This is a genomic window from Variovorax monticola, assembly GCF_051216855.1.
Classification (GTDB): Bacteria; Pseudomonadota; Gammaproteobacteria; order Burkholderiales; family Burkholderiaceae_C; genus Variovorax.
Genome location: NZ_JBPJZP010000001.1, coordinates 791347 through 813677, shown reverse-complemented (window position 1 = coordinate 813677; position 22331 = coordinate 791347). Strand labels below are relative to the sequence as shown.

The 22331-nt window shown below is 68.7% G+C and carries 16 protein-coding genes; 8 read left to right on the top strand and 8 right to left on the bottom strand.

Annotation, left to right across the window (positions count from 1 at the left end):
• The first annotated feature begins 3 nt into the window (after nucleotides 1-3).
• The 4 genes from fdxA (at nucleotide 4) to ACSFA5_RS03650 (ending at nucleotide 3376) form a co-directional block, all read left to right on the top strand.
• Nucleotides 4-333 carry a ferredoxin gene (fdxA, locus tag ACSFA5_RS03665; RefSeq protein WP_435442648.1) on the top strand — a complete coding sequence of 110 codons (330 nt, stop codon included), beginning with the start codon at nucleotides 4-6 and terminating at the stop codon, nucleotides 331-333.
• Nucleotides 334-360: 27 nt separating this feature from the next.
• Nucleotides 361-1275 (top strand): LysR family transcriptional regulator, encoded by a 915-nt coding sequence (locus ACSFA5_RS03660; protein WP_435442647.1) that lies wholly within the window; start codon nucleotides 361-363, stop codon nucleotides 1273-1275.
• Nucleotides 1276-1460: 185 nt separating this feature from the next.
• A complete protein-coding gene (locus ACSFA5_RS03655) occupies nucleotides 1461-2363 on the top strand; it encodes a hypothetical protein (protein WP_435442646.1) in 903 nt (300 codons plus the stop codon).
• Nucleotides 2360-3376 (top strand): hypothetical protein, encoded by a 1017-nt coding sequence (locus ACSFA5_RS03650; protein WP_435442645.1) that lies wholly within the window; start codon nucleotides 2360-2362, stop codon nucleotides 3374-3376. The genes ACSFA5_RS03655 and ACSFA5_RS03650 overlap by 4 nt, the downstream gene beginning before the upstream one ends.
• Here the strand turns inward: ACSFA5_RS03650 and ACSFA5_RS03645 are convergent.
• The 6 genes from ACSFA5_RS03645 to ACSFA5_RS03620 form a co-directional block, all read right to left on the bottom strand.
• Nucleotides 3348-3962, bottom strand: a complete 615-nt coding sequence (locus ACSFA5_RS03645) for a nucleotidyltransferase family protein (protein WP_435442644.1) — start codon at nucleotides 3960-3962, stop codon at nucleotides 3348-3350. The genes ACSFA5_RS03650 and ACSFA5_RS03645 overlap by 29 nt on opposite strands.
• Before the next feature lie 72 nt (nucleotides 3963-4034).
• A complete protein-coding gene (locus ACSFA5_RS03640) occupies nucleotides 4035-4493 on the bottom strand; it encodes a RidA family protein (RefSeq protein ID WP_435442643.1) in 459 nt (152 codons plus the stop codon).
• Nucleotides 4490-5449 (bottom strand): transglutaminase family protein, encoded by a 960-nt coding sequence (locus ACSFA5_RS03635; RefSeq protein ID WP_435442642.1) that lies wholly within the window; start codon nucleotides 5447-5449, stop codon nucleotides 4490-4492. The genes ACSFA5_RS03640 and ACSFA5_RS03635 overlap by 4 nt, the downstream gene beginning before the upstream one ends.
• A 21-nt stretch (nucleotides 5450-5470) precedes the next feature.
• Nucleotides 5471-6289 carry a basic amino acid ABC transporter substrate-binding protein gene (locus ACSFA5_RS03630; RefSeq protein ID WP_435442641.1) on the bottom strand — a complete coding sequence of 273 codons (819 nt, stop codon included), beginning with the start codon at nucleotides 6287-6289 and terminating at the stop codon, nucleotides 5471-5473.
• A 123-nt stretch (nucleotides 6290-6412) separates the two neighbouring features.
• Nucleotides 6413-9175 carry a circularly permuted type 2 ATP-grasp protein gene (locus ACSFA5_RS03625; protein WP_435442640.1) on the bottom strand — a complete coding sequence of 921 codons (2763 nt, stop codon included), beginning with the start codon at nucleotides 9173-9175 and terminating at the stop codon, nucleotides 6413-6415.
• A gap of 63 nt (nucleotides 9176-9238) precedes the next feature.
• Entirely contained in the window at nucleotides 9239-12790 is a 3552-nt protein-coding gene (locus ACSFA5_RS03620) for a transglutaminase family protein (RefSeq protein WP_435442639.1), read from the bottom strand.
• Between the two features lie 230 nt (nucleotides 12791-13020).
• Here ACSFA5_RS03620 and ACSFA5_RS03615 point away from each other — a divergent pair, with 230 nt between their 5' ends.
• The 4 genes from ACSFA5_RS03615 (at nucleotide 13021) to ACSFA5_RS03600 (ending at nucleotide 18957) form a co-directional block, all read left to right on the top strand.
• A complete protein-coding gene (locus tag ACSFA5_RS03615) occupies nucleotides 13021-15309 on the top strand; it encodes a DNA internalization-related competence protein ComEC/Rec2 (RefSeq protein WP_435442990.1) in 2289 nt (762 codons plus the stop codon).
• A gap of 212 nt (nucleotides 15310-15521) precedes the next feature.
• Nucleotides 15522-16403, top strand: a complete 882-nt coding sequence (locus ACSFA5_RS03610; protein ID WP_435442638.1) for an oxepin-CoA hydrolase, alternative type — start codon at nucleotides 15522-15524, stop codon at nucleotides 16401-16403.
• Nucleotides 16404-16492: 89 nt separating this feature from the next.
• Entirely contained in the window at nucleotides 16493-17989 is a 1497-nt protein-coding gene (locus ACSFA5_RS03605; protein WP_435442637.1) for a circularly permuted type 2 ATP-grasp protein, read from the top strand.
• An 11-nt stretch (nucleotides 17990-18000) separates the two neighbouring features.
• A complete protein-coding gene (locus ACSFA5_RS03600) occupies nucleotides 18001-18957 on the top strand; it encodes an alpha-E domain-containing protein (RefSeq protein WP_187109085.1) in 957 nt (318 codons plus the stop codon).
• Nucleotides 18958-18984: 27 nt separating this feature from the next.
• On the opposite strand, the gene ACSFA5_RS03595 is transcribed toward ACSFA5_RS03600, so the two are convergent.
• Both ACSFA5_RS03595 and glpK read right to left on the bottom strand, forming a co-directional pair.
• Nucleotides 18985-20634 carry a sulfatase-like hydrolase/transferase gene (locus ACSFA5_RS03595; RefSeq protein ID WP_435442636.1) on the bottom strand — a complete coding sequence of 550 codons (1650 nt, stop codon included), beginning with the start codon at nucleotides 20632-20634 and terminating at the stop codon, nucleotides 18985-18987.
• Between the two features lie 111 nt (nucleotides 20635-20745).
• Nucleotides 20746-22242, bottom strand: coding sequence for a glycerol kinase GlpK (glpK, locus tag ACSFA5_RS03590; protein ID WP_435442635.1), 1497 nt, complete (start codon nucleotides 22240-22242; stop codon nucleotides 20746-20748).
• Between the last annotated feature and the right edge of the window lie 89 nt (nucleotides 22243-22331).

Sequence of the window (22331 nt, the reverse complement as noted above, 5' to 3'; positions counted from 1 at the left end):
GCCATGGCCTACGTCATCACCGCCGCCTGCATCGACGTCAAGGACGGCGCGTGCGTCAAGTGCTGTCCGGTCGATTGCATCTACGAAGGCGAGCGCACTCTGTACATTCACCCGGATGAATGCATCGACTGCGGCGTTTGCGTGTCCGCCTGCCCCACCCAGGCCATCTACGAAGACCTTCGGCTGCCGCCCGACATGGCGCACTTCACCGCCATCAACCGCGACTTCTTCGCGGCGAACGTCAGCGGGCTCGGTTCGCCGGGCGGCGCCGACGCGCGGCGCGTGGCCTGCGACCATCCGGCCATTGCCGCCATGCCGCCTGCGGCCGGGTGAACGGCTGCAGGCGGGGGGGGTCGGCTGATGCATGCCAGCATCCTCAAGTACTTCATCGAGGTCGCGAGCTGCGGCTCGGTGCGCAAGGCCTCCGAACGGCTCTTCGTGGCCGCAAGCGCCGTCAACCGGCAGATCCACAAGCTGGAAGACGAGCTGGGCGTGGAGCTGTTCGACCGCATGCCCAACGGCCTGCGGCTCAATGCGGCCGGCGAGCGGCTGTTGAAGCATGCGCAGGAAACGCTGCACGAATACCAGGTGATGCGCACCGAGCTCGATGCGCTCAAGGGCGAGCGCACCGGCCACGTGAAGGTGGCGGCCATGGACTCGTTTTTCGAGGAGATGCTGCCCTCGGCGGTGGAAGACTTTCTGCAGGTGTTCCCGGCCGTGACGTACACCATCACCGCGGTGCAGCCGATGGACGTGGCGCAGATGGTGATGTCGGGGCAGGTCGACGTGGGCATGACCTTCGTGAGCCGGCTGCCGGGCGGCGTCGCGGCGGTGGCGCTGGCCAACCTGCCGATCGGCGTGGTGATGCCGCCGGGCCATCCGCTGGCCAACCATGCGAGCGTGTCGCTGAAGGAGTGCGCGCGCTATCCGTTCCTGCGCTCCAGCTCGCACCCGGTCATCAGCGCGGCGCTGTCGCCCGAGTTCGCCGCGTTCTGGGACGACATGGAACCGGCCGCCACCTGCAATTCGACCCCGATGCTCAAGCGGCTGATCATCGCCGGCAAGGGCATCTCGTGCTTCTCGAAGATCGCGTTCATCGACGACCTGAAACGCGGCGACCTGATCTGGCGCCCCTTCGAACTGCCCGCGCTCGACCAACTGCAGGTCGGCATCGTGGTGCCCTCGCAGCGCGTGCTGCCGCACGTGACGCAGAACTTCGTCGGCCGCATGGCCAGGCGATTGACGCAACTGGAAATCGCGGCCGCCGCGGTGTGAGGGTTGAAACGCCAGGGCGCTGCGGCGCACTGCGCGCTGTTCGTCGACGTGTCGAGGCCATTGCCGATCAACCGTGACTGACCCACGGGTTTGCACCTGCCTTCTAGAATCCGTCCCCCAGCGGCTGCGCGCAGCCCGCGCGGAGCGCAATGCTCCTTCTCGCTTTTCTCGTTTTTCTCTCTTCGATGCCTTCCAGATTTCGCCTCGCTCTTTCTTCCGCCTTCCTCGTCTCGTCGCTTTCCTCGCTGGGCACTGCCTTCGCGGCCGAGCCCATTCCGTTCCTGAACGCCGGCGGTCAGTCGGAACGCGTGCAGGTGCCCGCTTTGGACCGCGCCGTGGTGCGCTTCGCGGGCATGGCGTCGGGTTCCTACTTCTGGCAAGAAGGTCTTGTGGCCGAACAGCTGATCGACGGTCTGGCCGCCGCCATGCACCGCAAGGAACTCGCGTTGCCCGGTGACCGGCGGCTGTTGTCGTCTTACCGCCGGATGAACGGCGGCGCCGAGCGCGCCGCCGTGCTGGTCGACGACCGCAGCGGTGAAGTGCTGGCCGCCGCGCTGGCGCACCGCGGTTGCGGCGCCGCGCCGACCTGCCGCGGCGACGACCAGCATGCGGAGCTGGCGGTGTTCCTGCGCCCCGGCGTCGATCGCGCCGAGGCGCAGCCGCTGCTGACGTGGAGCACCCAGGTGCCGAAGGACGACCTGGTCTCCGGCGAAGACGAGAAGATCGTTCGCACCGACTACATCACGCTGGACGCCACGCACACCGCGGTCCGTGTGGCGAAGCGGCCCAAGGGCTTTCCGGCGCAGGTGCCGCTGTACCCGAACGCGCAGCTGAACAGCACCTACCAGCAGACGGTGAGCAACGCCAAGGCGGGGCGCGTGATGCGCCTGCAGACCACCGACAGCCAGGAACAGGTGATCGCCTTCTACAAGCAGCTGTCGCCGCCGCTCAAGGACTTCGTGTCCGACATGAACGGCCCCGCGGGCTTCATCGCGGGCAGCAGCAAGGGCGTGGCCTTTGTCGTCAACCTGACGCACGGGCGCCGCATGCCCGCTGTCACCAACATCGAGATGGAACTCGCCGAATGAATGTGCTGATTGCCAAGACCCTCGTCGCGTCGCTGCTGCTGGCCGGCGCACTCGGCGCCCACGCACAAGGCGCGCAACCCGATGCTGCGGGGGCCGTCACCACCGAGTTGCCGGCGCCACCGCTGCGCTTGAGCGAGCAGCCGGGCATTCGCGCTGCTGTGGTCGCGATGGTCGGCTATGCGCGCGGCAGCTACACCGACCTCGACAGCCTCATTGCGACACAGGTGCTCGAGGGCATGCGCTCCCGGCACGACATCACGCGCACCGTGTGGCCCGATGGCCGCAAGGTGATCGCGTCGGTCAACGGCGGGGACCACGGCGAGAAACGCGCCGCGATGCTGATCGACGCCGATGGCAAGCTGCTGGCGCTGGGGCTGGTCAACGGCCATTGCAAGGCAGCGGCGCAGCGCGACAAGCCCGACGTGTGCAACCCGGCGCCGCAGACGGTGCTGTCGATCTTCCAGCCCGCCGGTGCCAGGCAGGCAGACGCCGCACCGCTGGTCGTCTGGGGCAAGACGCTGCCGGCCTTCCTGGCGGCCATGGCCGAGAGCGACGACCCGGCCAAGGCCGCTGACGCGCAGAAGATCGCCAGCGTCGAGTACATCGTGGGCCAACCCGATGTGCCGGGATGGCGCAAGGACGAATTGCCGCCAGGCTTTCCTGTCTCGCTACACCCGCTGCTGGTGCCGGCGGGCGAAGTGAACAGCACGGCGAGCGCGGGCAAGGTCGTGCTGCCCAAGGTGCTTGCGGGCAAGCCGATGCGCACGGACTACCAGCGCTCGCAGCGCAACGAGCCGCAGCTGCCCGACGCCGAAGTGACGCTGCGCAGCTATGCCGACCTGGAAAGCCTGGTCGACACTTACCGCAAGCTCACGAAGGGCGCGAGCCCGGAGCAGGAGGGCCGCGAAATCGTGTTCAACGGCACCGATGGCGCCGGCCGCTACAGCGTGCGCTTGCGCGATGCGAAGGAAACGGGCGTGTTCATCACCGTGGCGAGCTGGAAGCGCAAGTAGCTGCCCGATCGGTGTGCACGGCCTCGGGCTGAACGACCCGAAGCCATGGCCATCGGGCCTGGTAGTCGCCGGCCTTCTTGAGGAACAGCTCGCGCATCGGCAGCAGCGGGTTCATGCGCAGGATGCCCGCGGCCAGGTCGTCGAGCCCGTCGGGCGCATAGAGCGTTCCGTCGGCCAAATCGATGCCGACGCGGGTGCACGCGATGAGGTAGCGGTCGATGCCGTCGCGCGCGGACCGCAGCCGCGGGTAGGGGGACTTGAAGCGCGCTTCGTACCAGAGGTGAACGCGCGCCTGGTTCTTCACCTCGACGGTCGCGCCCAGGTCGGCCACGGCATGCTGCACGCGGCGGATGACGGCGTCCTCGGCCTCCCACGACAGGTCGGTGTCGTCGAAGTAGAAGACGTCGTAGTCCTTCACGCCCCAGCCGGGCGGTTTGTCGGAGCGATGGTTCCATGTCGCCTGGAAGAGGCTGCCGGCGGTCAGGAAGGCCTGGGGCAGGCCGAGGCCGGGCAGGCGCGACAGCAGGGCGGCGTTGACGGGGTCGCGCATGGCCTGCGCGATGAAGTGGGTGGGCGTCGTTGTCATGACTTCGAATGAAAAGAGGCCTGACGACCAATGCCGTCAGGCCTCGAACAGCGGTTGCCGCCGGGGGCGGGATCAGCCCACTTCTGCGATCAGCTCGATTTCGACGCAGGCACCCATCGGGATCTGCGCCACGCCGAAGGCGCTGCGTGCATGCGCGCCCTTCTCGGGGCCGAACACTTCGGCAAAGAATTCGCTCGCGCCGTTGGTCACGAGGTGCTGTTCGGTGAAGGTGCCGACCGAGTTCACCAGGCTCATCACCTTGACGATGCGCGTGACCTTGTTCAGGTCGCCCACGGCCGCGTGCAGCGTGCCGAGCAGGTCGATGGCAATGGCGCGCGCGGCCTGCTTGCCTTCGTCGGTCGTGATGTCGGCGCCGAGCTGGCCGGCCCAGACTTTGCCGTCCTTCTTGGCGATGTGGCCCGACAGGAACACGAGGTTGCCGGTGCGCACGAAGGGCACGTAGGCCGCGGCGGGCGCCGAGACCGGGGGAAGGGTGATGCCGAGGCCGGAAAGTTTGTCGTAAACGCTCATGGAGATTCCTTGTCTTGAGAAAGTGATTGTGTCCGGGTTTGCGCCAGCGCCTCGACCACTTCCCCCACGGGCTGCACGGTCACGCCGACGCTCAATGTGTGCCGGGCGCCGCCATGGAGTACACCGCGCATCGGTGACACGTCGGAGTAGTCGCGCCCGATGGCCAGCGTGACGTAGTCCTCGCCCGGCTGGCGGCCGTTGGTGGGGTCGAAGTCGGCCCAGCCGCCGGGGCTGCCGTTGTCCTCGCCGGGCAGGTACACCGACACCCATGCGTGCGAGGCGTCGGCGCCCACCAGCCGGGGCTGGCCGGGCGGCGGCTGCGTGAGCAGGTAGCCGCTCACATAGCGCGCCGGCAGGCCCAGGGTACGGAAGCACGCGATCATGATGTGGGCGAAGTCCTGGCACACGCCCTTGCGCTGGGCGAGCGCCTCGACGGCGGGGGTGTTGATCTCGGTGCTGTCCGCGTCGTAGGCGAAGTCTTCGTACATGCGCTCGGTGAGGTCCATCGCCACGTCGAAGGTGGGCCGCCCGGGCGCGAAGCTGGCGCGCGCGTAGGCCGCGAAGTCGTCGTGGCGCGGCACGTAGGGCGACGGGAAGACGAACTCCGAGGCCGCGTCGAAGGTGGCGTCCTTGCGGAAGCGGAAGCGCTCGCGCACAGTCTCCCAGGGCAGTTCGCGCGCGACGGCCGGCGACAGCACGGGCGCCGAGGTCTCCACCACGCTCTCGGCCGTGACGACGAGCCGGTCGTGCGTGGACTCGAGCGCAAAGAAGGCGCGCGTGTTGCCGTAGAGGTCGTGCTGTTCGCCGCGCTGCGCGGGGGGCGGCTCGATGGCGAGCTTGTGGCTCACGAGGCGCTGCGAACCGGTGGCCAGCGGCTTCAGGTGGGCGAGGTGCTGTGCCGTCTCGACCGGCGGCGCGTACTCGTAGCGCGTTTCGTGGGTGACGTGGAGCAGCATGGCGCGTGGTGTGTGTTGTGTTTACTTCGACGCGGCACCGAAGTGCGCGGCGTAGATCTTCGCGTAGGTGCCGTCGGTGCGGATGCCTTCGAGGCCCTGGTTGATCTTCGCCAGCAACTCGGCATTGCCCTTCTTCACCGCGATGCCGTACTTCTCGACCGGAAAGCCCGCATCGCTCACGGTCTTGAAGCCGCCCGCGGTGTTGTTGGCGAGGTAGTGCACCACCACGCCGTTGTCGGCCACCACGGCCTGCACACCGCCGGCTTCGAGTTCCTTCAGCGCGAGCGGCGTGGACTCGAAGCGCTTGATGGCGGTGCTCGACTTGCCCAGCAGCTTGCCGACCACTTCGTCGCCGGTGGTGCCGTTCTGCACGCCGACCTTCAGCGTCTTGAGGTCGTCGAATTTCGCGACGGGCGAATCGCTCTTCACGGCCATGAGCTGCTTCGCGTCGAAATACGGCTGCGAGAAGTCCATGGTCTGGCGGCGCTCGTCGGTGATGGTGATGGCCGACACCAGCAGGTCGCGGTCGCCCTGGTCGAGCGCGTTGAAGATGCCTTCCCACGGCGTGTTGACGAACTTCACCTCGATGCCGGCCTTTTGCGCCACGGCCTTCACCACGTCGATGTCGAAGCCCACGATCTCGCCCTTGTCGTTCTGCGACTCGAAGGGCGTGTAGGCGGCGTCGGTGCCGACCACGAGCACACGGGCGGGAACGGGAGCGGGCGGCGCACCGGCAGCCGTGGGTGTCGATGCGGCTTCCTGCTTGCCGCAGGCGGCGAGGACCAGGCACAGAACCGAGGCGGCCAGTGCGAAGCGGCGGTTGATGGCGGTGCAGCGCATGTGCGTCTCCTTGGACTTATCGTGGAACGCCGCGGAACCGGCTTTGCCGGGCCGCAGGCGTTGCCCCCGGCGAGGGGGGGTGCGAAGCGACACGAAGTGCGCGAAGCATGGGGGAGAGCCCGTTCACGCGCCGACCGAGCGCAGCGATTCCGAGGTCAGCGTGAAATAGCGTGTGCCGATGGCGTCCGACACATGGTAGGCGGCACTTTCGCAGTTGGCGAGCAACTGCAGGAGCGCCGGATAGTTGGCGTCGGGCCCGGCGGCGCACAGGTGCTCCAGCGTCCAGCTGGCCGGGTCGGGCAGCTCGTACGACAGCGCGGTGAGCTTGCCCGGCGCGCTGCCGGCCAGCCGCGCAATGCGCCCGCGCAGGGTCTGCGTGACCCAGGCGAGCGAGCGCGGGTTCTCGGCGTCGAGCACCAGCAGGTCGACCATGGTGGCGACGTCGCGGCGCTGCTGGTAGCGCGCATGGAAGGTGATGGTGCTGTCGAACAGCGCCACCATGGCTTCGAAGCCGCTGACCTCGTGCACGGCGCGGTTCTCGAAGCCGGCCTCCAGCGCGTTCGACAAAAAGCCCAGCCGTTCGATGTGTCGGCCGATGGACAGCAGCCGCCAGGCGTCGTCGCGCGTCATGCGGTCGGTCTGCGCGCCGGTCATCGCGGCCAGCGCGGTGCTGGCGGATTCGAGCGCGCGCAGCGCGGCGCTGGTGGCAAAGCTGCCTTCGCCGGCCTGCTCGGCGGCGCGGCGCAGGAATTCGGTCTCGGCGCGCACGATCTGGTTCCAGTTGTCCTGCGACAGGCGCTCGCGCACGGCGGCCGCGGCCTCGCGGATGCAGCGCAGGCTGTAGCCGACGCTGCCGCCGCGTTCCACATCGCCCAGTTCGGCCACGAGTGCGCGCTCGAACACACGGCGCGATTGCGGCGCGCTCGGCGCCTCGGCCGGCACCAGCGCGTTGCGCAGCGCCATGCGGTGCAGCCATTCGAGCAGCGGGCGCGAAGACTGGTCTTCGCCGCCCAGCAGGTTGAGCGTGAGGCGGGCCAGGCGCACCGCGTTCTCGGCGCGCTCGGTGTAGCGGCCGAGCCAGAACATGTTTTCCGCCGCGCGGCTGGTGACGGGTGCGCGGTGCCGCGCGAGCGAGGCCGGCGTGGCGTGCGGCTGCAGCAGGGTGGTGCGGTCGACTTCGCCGTGCGTTTGCACCCACACGTCGGCACTGCTGCCGCCGCGCTGCATCGACGCGATCTGCGCGTCGGGCCCCGCGAGCCGGGCCAGGCCGCCGGGCAGCACGCGCCACGACTGCGCGCCGTCGCTCACCGCGAACACGCGCAGCAGCATGGCGCGCGGCGCGATGTGGCCCGGGCCCATGTCGTTGGCCCAGGTGGGCATCTGCGACAGCGGCAGGTAGCCCTGCACGGTGTGCACGTCGCCCTCTCGCACGATGCGCCCGGCCCATTCGTCGAGTTCGCGCCGGCCGAGCTGGCTGCCGAGCACGGCGTCGAAGCTGGCGCGGCCCTCGAAACCGGGGTAGGTGGGCTTGATGGCGCAGTCGCCGAGCTGCGGCAGCACGGCCTCGAGCGCGGCGCGCTCGCCGCACCACCAGGTGGGAAGCGCGGGCAGCTTGAGCTTTTCGCCGATCAGGCGGCGCGCCAGCCCGGGCAGGAAGCCCAGCAGCGCGGGCGATTCGAGGAAGGCCGAGCCGGGCATGTTGGCCACCAGCACGTTGCCGGCGCGAATTGCCTGCAGCAGGCCGGGCACGCCGAGCGTGGAGTCGGGGCGCAGCTCCAGCGGGTCGAGGTACTGGTCGTCGAGCCGCTTGATGAGGCCGTGCACCGGGCGCAGGCCCTGCAGGGTCTTCAGGTACAGCCGCTGGTCGCGCACAGTGAGGTCGTTGCCCTCGACCAGCGTGATGCCCAGGTAGCGCGCCAGGTAGGCGTGCTCGAAGTAGGTTTCGTTGTACGGGCCGGGCGTGAGCAGCGCGATGTGCGGCGGCACGCCGGCCGGGCACATGCGCTGCAGCCCTTCCATCATGGCGCTGTAGGTGGCGGCCAGGCGCTGCACGTGCAGCGCCTCGAAGGCCTGCGGGAACTGCCGCGTGATGGCCAGGCGGTTCTCGAGCAGGTAGCCCAGGCCCGAAGGCGCCTGCGTGCGCTGCGACACCACCCACCAGTTGCCGTCAGGGCCGCGCGCGAGGTCGAAGGCCGCGATGTGCAGCCAGGTGTCGCCCGGCGGCTTCACGCCGTGCAGCGCGCGCAGGTAGCCGGGGTGGCCGCTCACCAGTGCCGGCGGAAGGAGGCCTTCGGCCAGCAGCTGCTGCGGGCCGTAGACGTCGGCCATCACGCGGTCGAGCACGCGCACGCGCTGCAGCACGCCGGCCTCGATCTGGCTCCAGCTCTCGGGCGAGACGATCAGCGGGAACAGGTCGAGCGACCAGGGCCGCTGCGGGCCGTTGGCGTCGGCATAGACGTTGTAGGTGACGCCGTTGTCGCGGATCTGGCGTTCCAGGCTGACGGCGCGCCGGGGCAGGTCGTTGAAGCCGCCCGTGCCGAGTTGCTCGAAAAAGGCGTTCCAGGCGGGGGTGAGCGGCGGTTGTTCGCCGGACGGGCCTTGTGACTGGGACTGCGATTGCGACGACTGTGTTTGAGACTGCGATTGCGACAGGGGCAGCGGCGGGACCGGCATGACCGGGCGTTCCGCGGCGGCGTCGTACAGCAGGGGGGCGGCGGCAGAGGGGGGCGCCGCTCCGGGCGCCGGCCGCACGGGCACGGCCGCCGTGGCCTTGCCGCGCAGTTCGTCGAAGTGGCCGGGCAGCGCGGCCGGGGCGAGCGCCGACGCCAGGGCCGCTGGAAAGTCCAGTGCCTGGGCGTCGAACAGGGATTCGTTCAAAGGTTCCACAGGAGGGGGATTGTCACACTGCCTTCACGGGGTGTCCGTGGCGGCCGTGTGCTGAATGTCCCCTTACCGCCGCAGATCCAGCGTGAACGGGAATTCGCGGCTGCCCGGCAACTCGATGGTTGCCGGCGGGGTGCGCATGAGGCCAGGCGTGTGGCCGGTCCGCGTGAAGCGCGAATGGCGCCGGCTTTCGGCCTCGTAGGCGTTCACCGGGAAGGTGTCGTAGTTGCGTCCGCCCGGATGGGCCACGAAGTACTGGCAGCCGCCCAGCGAGCGTTTCATCCAGGTGTCGACCAGGTCGAAGGTCAGCGGTGCATGCGCCGGAATGCTGGGGTGCAGGGCCGAGGGCGGGTTCCAGGCCTTGTAGCGCACGCCGGCCACGAACTCGCCCGTGACGCCGGTGGGCTGCAGCGGCAGCACCTTGCCGTTGACGGTGATGACGTGGCGGCTCTCGTTGAGGCCCGTCACGCGCACCTCGATGCGTTCGAGCGACGAATCGACATAGCGCACCGTGCCGCCGGCCGAACCCTCCTCGCCCATCACGTGCCACGGCTCCAGCGCGTTGCGCAGCGACAGCTCCACGCCCATCGCCTGCATCTGGCCCACCAGCGGGAAGCGGAACTCGAAGTGCGGCGCGAACCAGTCGGCATCGAACGCAAAGCCGGCCTGGCGCATCTCGCTGATGACGTCGTCGAAGTCCATCTTGACGAAGGTCGGCAGCAGGAAGCGGTCGTGCAGCTCGGTGCCCCAGCGGGTGACGGGGGCCTTGTAGGGCTCGTCCCAGAAGCGGGCGACCAGCGCGCGAATCAGCAGCTGCTGCGCGATGCTCATGCGCGCATGGGGCGGCATCTCGAAGGCGCGCAGTTCCAGCAGGCCGAGGCGGCCGGTGCTGGAGTCGGGCGAGTAGAGCTTGTCGATGCAGAACTCGCTGCGGTGCGTGTTGCCAGACACGTCGATCAGGATGTTGCGCAGCGTGCGGTCGACCAGCCATGCGGGCATGTTGGCGCCGTAGATCTCGCGGTTCCTGGCGATTTCCTGCAGGGCGATTTCGAGCTCGTAGACCTGGTCGTTGCGCGCCTCGTCCACGCGCGGCGCCTGGCTGGTCGGGCCGATGAACATGCCCGAGAACAGGTAGCTCAGCGACGGGTGGTTGTGCCAGTACAGCAGCAGGCTCGCGAGCAGCTCGGGCCGGCGCAGGAACGGGCTGTCGGCCGGCGTGGCGCCGCCCATCACGAAGTGGTTGCCCCCGCCGGTGCCGGTGTGGCGGCCGTCGGTCATGAACTTCTCCGCCGACAGGCGCGTTTCGAACGCGGCGTTGTAGAGGAACTCGGTGTGCGCGACCAGTTCCTTCCAGTTGTGGGCCGGGTGGATGTTGACCTCGATCACGCCCGGGTCGGGCGTGACGGCCAGCATCTTCAGGCGCGGATCGCGCGGCGGCGGATAGCCTTCCATCACGATGCGCACGCCCAGGTCGCGCGCGGTGGCTTCCACGGCCGCGACCAGGTCGAGGTAGTCCTCCAGGCGCGCGAGCGGCGGCATGAAGATGTAGAGCACGCCCGAGGCGCTGCCCTTTTTCTCGGCCGACGGCCCGTTGGCGCGGCGCGGGTCGCGCACTTCGACGCACAGCGCGGTGCGCGTGACCCAGTGGGCGGATTCGCCGCGCAGCGGCTGGCGCGTGGCGGCGTTGCCGGCGTCGTCAGCGGCGGTTGCGGTTGCGGGTCCGGTGCCTGCGGGAGCGGACGCAGTCGAGGCGGCGGCTGCTGCAGCAGCGGCGCTTCCGGCTCCCTGCATGCGCAGTGCGGCAGGCACCACCGGCGGCGTGCCGAAGGCGTAAGGGACAGCGCCCCGGTCTCCTTGCGGCGCCGTCGTCGAGGTCTCTGCATAGCGCGCGCGGTAGTCGATGGCGCTGGGCAGCACGCCGCGCGGTGCGGTCGGGTCGCGCTCGATCAGGTAGGGGTAGTCGCCCTTGCTGGCCCAGGGCTGCGAGTCCAGCGGCAGGCGGTAGCCCATGGGCGAGTCGCCCGGAATCAGGAACAGCCGGTCGTCGCGCAGGAACCAGGGGCCGGTCTTCCAGCCCGGGCCGGCGAGCGCGGGTGCATCGCCGTCCGCATTGCCCGGCTCGATGGGGAGCATGTAGCCGATCACCGCATCGAGCTTTTGCGTGAACACGCGGCGCAGGCGCACGCGTTCGAGTTCGTCGTCGAGCTTCGATTCGAACGGGTCGACGTTCACCGGCAGGCGGCGTTCACGCCAGAGGTAGTAGTAGGTGTCTTCGTAGCCGGGCTGGATGTAGCGCTCGGTCAGGCCGAGCTTGTGCGACAGCACGGTGGTGAAGCGGCGCGCGTCCTCGCTCGTGTAGTGCGTGGGAAAGCGTTCGTCGGCAAACAGCTCGGGGTCGTGCCACAGCGTCTGGCCGTCGGCGCGCCAGAAGATCGACAGCGCCCAGCGCGGCAGTTGCTCGCCGGGGTACCACTTGCCCTGGCCGAAATGCAGGAAGCCGCCGCTGCCGTATTCGGCGCGCAGCTTCTGCACGAGCTCGGTGGCGTAGCCGCGCTTGGTGGGGCCGAGCGCGTCGGTGTTCCATTCGGGCGCGTCGCGGTCGCTGGTGGCCACGTAGGTGGGCTCGCCCCCCATGGTGAGGCGCACGTCGCCGGCCTTCAGGCGCGCGTCGACCGCGTCGCCCAGGGCCAGCACTTCGGCCCATTGTTCTTCGGTGTAGGGCTTGGTGACGCGCGGCGATTCGTAGATGCGCGTGACCTTCATCTCGTGGCCGAACTCGACCTCGGATTCGTCGACCCCGCCCTCGATGGGCGCGGCGCTCAAGGGCGACGGCGTGCAGGCCAGCGGAATGTGGCCTTCGCCCGCCATCAGGCCCGAGGTGGCGTCCAGGCCGATCCAGCCGGCGCCCGGCAGGAATACCTCGCACCAGGCGTGCAGGTCGGTGAAGTCGACCGTGGTGCCGCTGGGGCCGTCGAGCGACTTCACGTCGGGCGTGAGCTGGATCAGGTAGCCCGAGACGAAGCGCGCGGCCAGGCCCATGTGCCGCAACAACTGCACCAGCAGCCAGCCCGAGTCGCGGCACGAGCCGCTGCCGCTGGTGAGCGTTTCTTCCGGCGTCTGCACGCCGGGCTCCATGCGGATGAGGTAGTTGACGTCCTGCTGCACCTGCTGGTTGATGCCCACCAGGAAGTCGATGGTGCGCTGCTCCTTGCGGTCGACCTTGTCGAGGTAGGCCTCCAGCAACGGCGTGACCGGGTCGGCCACGAGGTAGGGCGCGAGCTCTTCGGCCTGCGAGGCCGTGTACTTGAACGGAAAGTTCTCGGCCTGCGGCTCGAGGAAGAAGTCGAAGGGGTTGTAGACCGCCATCTCGACGACGAGGTCGACGGTGACCTTGAATTCGCGCGTTTTTTCGGGGAACACGAGCCGCGCCTGGTAGTTGGCGAACGGGTCCTGCATCCAGTTGACGAAGTGCTCGGCGGGTTCGACCCGCAGCGAATACGAGATCACATTGCTGCGGCAATGCGGCGCGGGCCGCAAGCGAACGACCTGCGGGCCCAACTGCACCAGGCGGTCGTATTTGTAGTGGGTGACGTGGTGGAGTGCGGCGTGAATGGACATGCGTTTTTGTGTGCAGTACTGGCAGATTGCATCGAAAAGATGTCTCTGATGAGACGCATACTAGCCCAGATGCAAAGCAATTAACGCGCCACTGAGCGTGACTTGGGGAGGGTTTGCATCATGGGAACGAGGGGTTTGGTTTGACGCCGTTTCGCACGGCGGGCGGCGGCGCGGCCTTCGCTGCACTGGGCGGCTCGCTGCTCGGCGCGGCATTGCAGCTGCAGCAACCGATGCTGTGGCCGGCGTGGCTCTATGCAGCATTGCTGCTGGCTGCCGTGGCTGGCCTCTCGTGGCGGCGCTTGCCGGCGAGGTCGCTCGTGACAATGGCGTTCGTGTGCGGCGCCATGGCCGGCGCGGGCCTCGCGGGGTCGCGCGCCGCGGCTTATGCGCAGGGCGCGCTGCGTCCCGGGCTCGAAGGGCGCGACCTGCTGGTGACCGGCGTCGTCGCGGAAATGCCTCAACGCAACGAGGGCGGCGCGCGATTCCGTCTGGATGCCGAATCCGCGCGCTGGGCCGACCGCATCGAGGGCGCAGCGCCGGTCGTGCCAGACTGCATTGCACTCGGCTGGTATGCCGAAGATCTTGCCGATGCCCCGCATGCCGGCGAGCGCTGGCGATTCACGGTACGGCTGAAGGCCCCGCACGGCAACCGCAACCCCCATGGCTTCGACGGTGAGCTGTGGATGTGGGAGCAGGGTCTGCACGCCAGCGGCTACGTGCGCACCGGCGCGCGCGACGAGCCCCCTGTCTTGCTGTCGGCCACGTGGCGCCACCCTGTCGAGCGCGCGAGGGAAGCGGTGCGCGACGCCGTGTTCGAGCGCGTGCCCGATCGTGGCCAGGCGGGTGTGATCGCGGCCCTGGTCACCGGCGACCAGAGCGCCATCGACCGCGCGGGCTGGGACGTCTTCCGTGCCACAGGGGTGGCCCACCTGATGTCGATCTCGGGCCTTCACATCACCATGTTCGCCTGGCTTGCCGCGCACGTCGTCGGCTGGCTCTGGCGGCGCAGCACGCGGCTGATGCTGCGCGTGCCGGCGCCACAGGCCGCGCTGGTCGGCGGCTTGCTGCTGGCCGCGCTCTATGCCCTTTTCAGCGGCTGGGGCGTGCCCTCGCAGCGCACGGTGTGGATGCTGGCCACGGTGGCGCTGCTGCGCCTGACGGGGCGGCGCTGGCCTTGGCCGCATGTGTGGCTGCTGACGGCCGCCGTGGTGGTGGCGGCCGATCCGTGGGCTTTGATGCAGGCGGGTTTCTGGCTCAGCTTCGTGGCGGTCGGCGTGCTGTTCGCCACCGATGCGGCGGTGCCGGGAGAGAAGAAGACAAATGCGTCTTCGCGGCTCTTTCAGTTCTTGCGCGAGCAATGGGTCATCACGCTGGCGATCACGCCGCTCGGCCTGCTGCTGTTCCAGCAGGTGTCGCTGGTCGGCTTGCTGGCCAACGCGGTGGCGATTCCGTGGGTCACGCTGGTCGTCACGCCGCTGGCGATGCTCGGTGTGACCGTGGCGCCGCTGTGGGACCTCGGGGCGCAGGCCGTGCGGTGGCTCACGATGCTGCTGCAATGGCTGGCCGGGCTGCCCTATGCCACGTTGTCGGTGGCCGCGCCGCCCGTGTGGATGGCGGCTTTCGGTGTGGCGGGCGGAGCACTGCTGGCGATGCGGTTGCCCTGGTCGCTGCGCGCGCTCGGCGTGCCGCTGCTGCTGCCCGTGCTCCTGTGGCAGGCACCCCGGCCTGCCACGGGCGACTTCGAATTGCTCGCGGCCGATATCGGACAGGGCAATGCGGTGCTCGTGCGCACCGCGACGCACAGCCTGCTGTACGACGCCGGCCCGCGCTACAGCCTCGAAAGCGATGCCGGCCACCGCGTGCTCGTACCGCTCTTGCGCGCCCATGGCGAACGCCTCGACATGCTGGTGCTGAGTCACCGCGACAGCGACCACACCGGCGGCGCGCCCGCGGTGCTCGCCATGCAGCCGCAGGCCGCGCTGCTGAGCTCCATCGAAGCCACGCATCCGCTGCAGGCACTTCGTCCGGCGCAGCGCTGCGAGGCAGGCCAGCGGTGGGTATGGGACGGGGTGAGCTTCGAAGTGCTGCATCCGTTCGACACGGACTACCGCAGCTTCACCAAGCCGAACGCGGTGTCCTGCGTGCTGCGCATCGGGAACGGCCACGCCACGGCGCTGCTGGCGGGCGACATCGAGCGGCTGCAGGAGGCCGCCCTGGTCGCGCGCACGCCGGATCTCCTGCGTGCCGACGTGCTGCTCGCGCCCCACCATGGCAGCAAGACCTCGTCGAGTGCGCCGTTCCTCGACGCGGTGCGCCCGCGCATCGCACTGGTCCAGGCCGGTTACCGCAACCGCTTCGGCCATCCGGCGCCCGAGGTGCTCGACCGGTACGCGCAGCGCGGCGTGCGGCTGGTCGAGAACACCCGCTGTGGCGCAGCGCTCTGGTCCAGCGACCGGCCGGCGGAGGTGCGCTGCGAGCGCGATCGCCGCGCGCGGTACTGGCAGCACCGCCTGCCGTGAAAAACGGGCTGACTTTTCGGTCAGGTTGGGCTCAGCGCGGTTTGCTTGCAGCCTGAAAGTGTGAACAAATTGCCAAAGACTGCGGGGAAAGTGCAGGCTGTGTCATTCGGTTGTGAATCTGCTGCGTTGTATACCTTCGTATTCATTCCGAAAGGAAACACCATGCGCTCCCCTTGCAATTTCATGCAGCCGCCGTTTGTCGGACCGTGCCCATGACTGCCGAATTCATCTCCGCCATGACCGGCCACGGCAGCGATTCGCCCTCGGCGCCGGCCCCGGAGGCGCCCGGTGCGCGCCTTCGCACGCATCGCGAAGGCGCGGTGCTCGTGCTGACGCTCAGTAACCCCAAGGCGCGCAACGCGCTCAACCCGTCGGTCTACCGCGCCGCCGCCCAGGCCGTGCGGGCCACGGCGGGGTTTCGCACGGTGCGCGCCATCGTGCTGACGGGGGAGGGCGCGCATTTTTCCGGCGGCGGCGACCTGAAGCGGCTCGCCCGGCAGCGCAAGTTCCCGGTGGAAGAGCAGCGCGGCCACATCGACGCGCTGCACGAATGGATCATGGCTTTGCACGAGGCCCCGCAACCGGTGATTGCCGCCGTCGAGGGTGCGGCCATGGGCGGCGGCTTCTCGGTGTGCCTGGCCTGCGACCTCGTCGTGGCCGCCGAGGACGCCAAGTTCGCCATGTCGTACGTCAACATGGGCCTCTCGCCCGACGCCGGCGGCACCGATTCGCTGGCGCGCGCGCTGCCCCCGCAGGCCGCGCTGGAGATGCTGCTCGACGGCACGCCGGTCAGCGCCGAGCGCCTGCACGGATGGGGCGTGGTCAACAAGGTGGTGCCCAGCGGCACCGCCTATGCGGCCGCGCTCGAATGGGCGCAGCAGCTTGCGCGCGGCCCGTTCGAGGCCCAGGCCCGCATCAAGCAACTGGTGCACGGCGCGCGCGGGCGCAGCCGGCGCGAGCAGCTCGACGCGGAGCGCGAATCCTTTCTCACCAGCCTCTACGGCGACGAGAGCGGCGAGCGCATCAAGGCATTTCTATCTCCCCGCAAAACGCACGCGGCAACCCAAGGGCCCGCGACGCAGCCTGGAAAATAAAAGTCGTCGGCCCCGTCTCCGGGCTTGGCATAAGGGGTTCTACTGGCCTTGAACTTGCTAAGCTATGGCTCAAGGAGATTGGTCGTTCCATGCACAAATTCGACGAGATGTATGAGCAGTTGCCCTATTCGGGGGCTGCGATCCGACAGCACTACAAGCGCTACGACCAATGGCTTGCGAAGCAACCCGGCGAGGTGATGCGTTCGCGGCGTGAAGAGGCGGAATTGATCTTCCGCCGGGTCGGTATCACCTTTGCCGTCTACGGCGCGAAGGACGAAGACGGTTCCGGCACCGAGCGGCTCATTCCGTTCGACCTGCTGCCGCGGATCATTCCCGCCCACGAGTGGGCGAGCATGGAAAAGGGGCTGGTGCAACGCGTCACGGCGCTCAACCGCTTCCTGCACGACGTCTACCACGACCAGGACATCATCAAGGCCGGCATCATTCCGGCCGAGCAGATCCTGAACAACGCGCAGTTCCGCCCCGAGATGATGGGCGTCACGGTGCCGCACAACGTCTACTCGAACATCTCGGGCATCGACATCGTGCGTGCCCCCGATGCCGACGGCAACGGCGAGTACTACGTGCTCGAAGACAACCTGCGCGTGCCCAGCGGCGTGAGCTACATGCTCGAGAACCGCAAGATGATGATGCGGCTCTTCCCCGAGCTGTTCAACCAGAACCGCATTGCGCCGGTCGCCCACTACCCCGACCTGCTGCTCGAAACCCTGCGCGCCAGCGCACCGGCCGCCACGGCAGAGCCCACGGTGGTGGTGCTCACGCCCGGCATGTACAACAGCGCCTACTTCGAGCACGCCTTCCTCGCGCAGCAGATGGGCATCGAGCTGGTCGAGGGGCAGGATCTGTTCGTCAAGGACGACTTCGTCTACATGCGCACCACGCGCGGCCCCAAGCGCGTGGACGTCATCTACCGTCGCGTGGACGACGACTTCCTCGACCCCGACGTGTTCCGCTCCACCTCCACACTGGGCACGGCCGGCCTCATGCGCGCCTACCGCGCGGGCAACGTGGTGATCTGCAATGCCGTGGGCACCGGCGTGGCCGACGACAAGTCGATCTACCCCTACGTGCCCAAGATGATCGAGTTCTACCTTGGCGAAAAGCCGATCCTGAAGAACGTGCCCACCTACATGTGCCGTAACAAGGACGAGCTGCAGTACACGCTCGACAACATGAAGGACCTGGTCGTGAAGGAGGTGCACGGGGCAGGCGGCTACGGCATGCTGATCGGCCCGGCCGCCACGCAGGCCGAAATCGAAGACTTCAAGAAGGCCGTGCTCGCCAAGCCCGACGGCTACATCGCCCAGCCCACGCTGAGCCTGTCGACCTCTCCAACGTTTGTCGACGCGGGCATTGCGCCGCGCCACATCGACCTGCGCCCCTTCGTGCTCTCGGGCAAGGAGGTGCAGATGGTGCCCGGCGGCCTGACGCGCGTGGCGCTCAAAGAGGGTTCGCTGGTGGTCAACTCGTCGCAGGGCGGCGGCACCAAGGACACCTGGATCCTGGAAGCCGAGCGCGCGCCCAAGGCGCCATCGCAGTCCCAGTCGCAAAGCCAATCGTCGTAGGAGCCCACACGATGCTGTCCCGCACCGCCGACCACCTTTACTGGATGTCCCGCTACACCGAGCGCGCCGAGAACACCGCGCGCATGCTCGATGTCAATTACCAGACCTCGCTGCTGCCGCAGTCCGCCGAAGTCGCCAAGTACGGCTGGCAGGGCGTGCTGTCCATCAGCGAACTGCTGCCGCTTTACAACAAGAAGTACGAGCAGATCACGCCGCACGACGTGATGGAGTTCATGGTCAAGGACGAGAGCAATGCCTCGTCGATCGTCTCGTGCCTGAAGGCCGCGCGCGAGAACGCACGCGCCGTGCGCGGCGCGCTCACCACCGAGGCCTGGGAAACGCAGAACACCACCTGGCTCGAAGTCAACCGCATGCTGCGCGCCGGCGACTTCGAGCGCGACCCGGGCCAGTTCTTCGAATGGGTCAAGTTCCGCTCGCACCTGTCGCGCGGCGTGACGCTGGGCACCATGCTGCAGGACGAGGCCTTCTACTTCTCGCGCCTGGGCACGTTCCTTGAACGCGCCGACAACACGGCGCGGCTGGTGGACGTGAAGTTCCACGCGCTGAACAGCGAGTTCTTCGGTGCCGCCACCGAGGAAGACCAGGAGTACGACTTCTATCACTGGAGCGCGATCCTGCGCAGCGTCTCGGCCTTCGAGGTGTACCGCAAGGTGTACCGCGACGTGATCAAGCCCGAGCGCGTGGCCGAGTTGCTGATTCTTCGCGCCGACATGCCGCGCTCGCTGCATGCGAGCCTGGCCGAGGTGGTGAGCAACCTGGCCAAGGTGCAGAACGAGCAGAGCGCCGAAACGCAGCGCCGCGCCGGCAAGTTGCTGGCCGACCTGCAGTACGCGCGGGTCGACGAGATTCTGGCGACCGGACTGCATGCCTACCTGACGCAGTTTCTCGACCGCGTGAATGAATTGGGCGGGCGCATCAGCCAGGACTTTCTGGTTCCTGCGCACTGAGCACGGCGCAGTTCGTCGATCGTTCTCTCAGCGCGAGAACGATTCGATGGCCACCGGAATGGCCGGCGGCGCCCAGCGGTAGGCGTCTCCCAGCACATTGCGCTCGGCCTTCTGCCCGTCCCACTGGATGTGCAGCATGTCCATCAGCGTCCACCCCGTCCAGTCCGCGCGGAACGGTTGCTGCGCGGCTTCCGGCGGCCAGGGTTGCTGGTTGCGCCACACCACCGCCGGAATGCGGTAGCCCGAGGCAGTCGACGGGCTGTGGCCCGCGCGGTCGCTGACGTGGCCCACCTCCTGCCCGTGGTCCGACAGGTACATCCAGGCCCTGTAGTCGTCCGGCTTGCCAGCGGTGCGCGTCTGTTGCAGCAGCTCGGACACCACGAAGTCGTGGTACAGCAGCGCGGCGTCGTACTCCTGGCGAAAGCGCCGTACCCAGGCGGAGCGACCTTCCTTTACCAGGCCGTTCTCGACCGCGTCTACATCGTCGTCGAAGGGGTTGGCATTCGCCGGAAAGCGCAGGCTGTAGTGCGGGTGCGCGCCCATCAGGTGGACCACGATCAGCTTGCGGTCTGTGCTGGTGTCCGCAAAGGCCTCCTGCACGCAGTCGAGGATCTCGCCGTCCAGCGAAGCGCTGGCGCGCCCCGGCGTGCGGTTGACCATGTCGACCACGTCGGCGAAGCGCGCGTGCTGCTGCTCGATGGCCAGGTCGTCGTGGTTGCTGATCCACCAGACCTTGTAGCCCGCGGCGCGCGCCAGTGCCAGCACGTGCGGCGGGTTGTCGCTCTCGGGCAGGCCGAAGTGGAACATGTTGCGCAGCGCGGGCAGGGTGCTGGCGTCGACCGACCACGCGTTCTTCAGCACGGCCATCTGCTCGCCGGTCTGTGCCCTGTGCGCCTGCAGGCGCGGTGTGGTCGGGCGGCCGTAGCCGTACAGGCCCATGTTGTCGCGGTTGATGCTGTCGGTAATGACCAGCACCACGGTGGACGGCCCGGCCTGCGTGATGACAGGCGCGATGGCCTCGGCCTGCGCCGTCAGGCGGTCGCGCTGCTTCTGCTGGTCGGCCCAGGCGGCCTGCAGCGTATGAAGTGAGTCCACCCAGTGGGTCCAGAAGATCGCGGGATGCAGCCGGCGCCATGGCTTGCTGGCATAGGCCACGCAGCACACGATCAGCGCCAGCACGACCAGCCCCCTGAGCCAGCGTGACGGGCCGGTCGTTGGGCCCGAGGCGCGCGCACCGCGCCGGGCGAACATGCCCACCAGCACGCCCGCCGCGATCACCACGGCGCACCACACGACCGCCGAACGCCAGTGCATCCGGAGGTACTCGCCGCTCTCGCGCGCGTTGGTGTTGGCCGCGGCGCCCAGCACCATCGCGCCGTCGGGCGCGGCCTGGTAGGTGTCGAGCAGGTAGGCGCGCACCGCGCCGTCGAGCGCGAAGCCCATCACCCAGAGCCAGACGAGCACCGTGCGCAACTGCCGCATGCGCGCGCTGCGCAACGGCCACAGCATCCACAGCACCGCGGGCGCGGCCAGCACCGCGAGTTGCGCGATACGGCGGCCGTCGTGGCCCAGGGCGATGAGCGCCAGCAGCGTGGCGCCGACCACGCCGCAGGCGAGCAGTGCGCTGCGGCCGGACGCGCGGCGTGCCAGGGATGTGTGGGCGTGAAGGGTGGTCAAGCGGGCAGTGCGCGGCAGGGTCGGGGCGGGCGCATTCTGCCGCGAGACAGGCGCCGTACACCGCGGTGCCCCGATGGCTGCAAGGTGCTTTCGGGGAACCCCCCGCGAAAATCAGCTCGCCGTGGCCTGGCGCACCGCGCGCTCCCAGCGCGCCATCGATTCTTCGGCCTGCGCGCGGCCCATGGTCGGGATGAAGCGGCGCTCGACCTTCCACAGCTTCGACAGCTGGCGTGCGTCGCTGTAGACCCCCGTCGACAGCCCCGCGAGGTAGGCGGCGCCCAGGGCCGTGGTTTCGATCACTTCGGGCCGCACCACCGGGATGCCCAGCAGGTCGGCCTGGAACTGCATGAGCAGGTCGTTCACGCTCGCACCGCCGTCCACGCGCAGTTCGGCCACGGGCTTGCCGCCGGCAGCCACCGCGTCGCGGCTCATGGCCTGCAGCAGCGCGGCGCTCTGGTAGGCAATGCTTTCCAGCGCGGCGCGCGCGATGTGCGCCACCGTGGTGCCGCGCGTGAGCCCGGTGATCGTGCCGCGCGCGTCCGCGTCCCAGTAGGGCGCGCCCAGGCCGGTGAAGGCCGGCACCATCATCACGCCGCCCGCGTCGGGCACGCTCTCGGCCAGAGACTGCACTTCGGCGCTGCCCTTGATGGCCTTGAGGCCGTCGCGCAGCCACTGCACCACCGCGCCGCCGACGAACACGCTGCCTTCCATCGCGTACTGCGGCGTGGTGTCGGTCTGCGCGGCGCTGGTCACCAGCAGGCCGTTGTGCGAGGGCTGGAACGCGCCGCCCGTGTGCATCAGCAGGAAGCAGCCGGTGCCGTAGGTGTTCTTGGCCATGCCGGCCTCGAAGCAGGCCTGGCCGAACAGGGCGCTCTGCTGGTCGCCCGCCACGCCGCCGATGGGCAGCGAGCGCCCGAACAGCGCGGCGTCGGTGTCCGCGAAGTGCGAGCTCGACGGCTGCACTTTCGGCAAGAGCGCGGCGGGAATGTCCAGCGCCTTCAGCAGGTCGGCGTCCCAGGTGTTGTCGTGCACGTTGAAGAGCATGGTGCGCGAGGCGTTGCTCACGTCGGTCACATGCACCTTGCCGCCGGTGAGCTGCCACATGAGCCAGCTATCGATGGTGCCGAAGGCCAGCTCGCCGCGTTCGGCCTGTTCGCGCGCGCCGGGCACGTTGTCCAGCAGCCAGCGCAGCTTGGTGCCGGAAAAATACGCGTCGATCACCAGGCCGGTCTTCTCGCGGATGGTGTCCGTCATGCCGTCGTCGCGCAGTCGGGCGCACAGGGGCTCGGCGCGCCGGTCCTGCCACACGATGGCGTGGTGCACCGGCTGGCCGGTCTTGCGGTTCCACAGCACGGTGGTCTCGCGCTGGTTGGTGATGCCGATGGCATGGATGTCGGAGGGCTGCAGCTTGGCCTTTGCCAGCACCTCGCGCGCGGTGGCCAGCTGGCTGCGCCAGATTTCCATCGGGTCGTGCTCGACCCAGCCGGGCTGCGGGTAGATCTGCGTGAGTTCCTTCTGCGCGATGGCGACGATATGGCCTTCGCGGTCGAACACGATGCTGCGGGAGCTGGAGGTGCCCTGGTCGAGGGCGAGCAGGTAAGTGGTCATGGGGTGATGGTTCCTCTGGGGCCGGTCGATGGGGCGGCATTGTCTTGCTCCTTCCCCTTCCGGGGGAAGGCTGGGATGGGGGCAGGCCT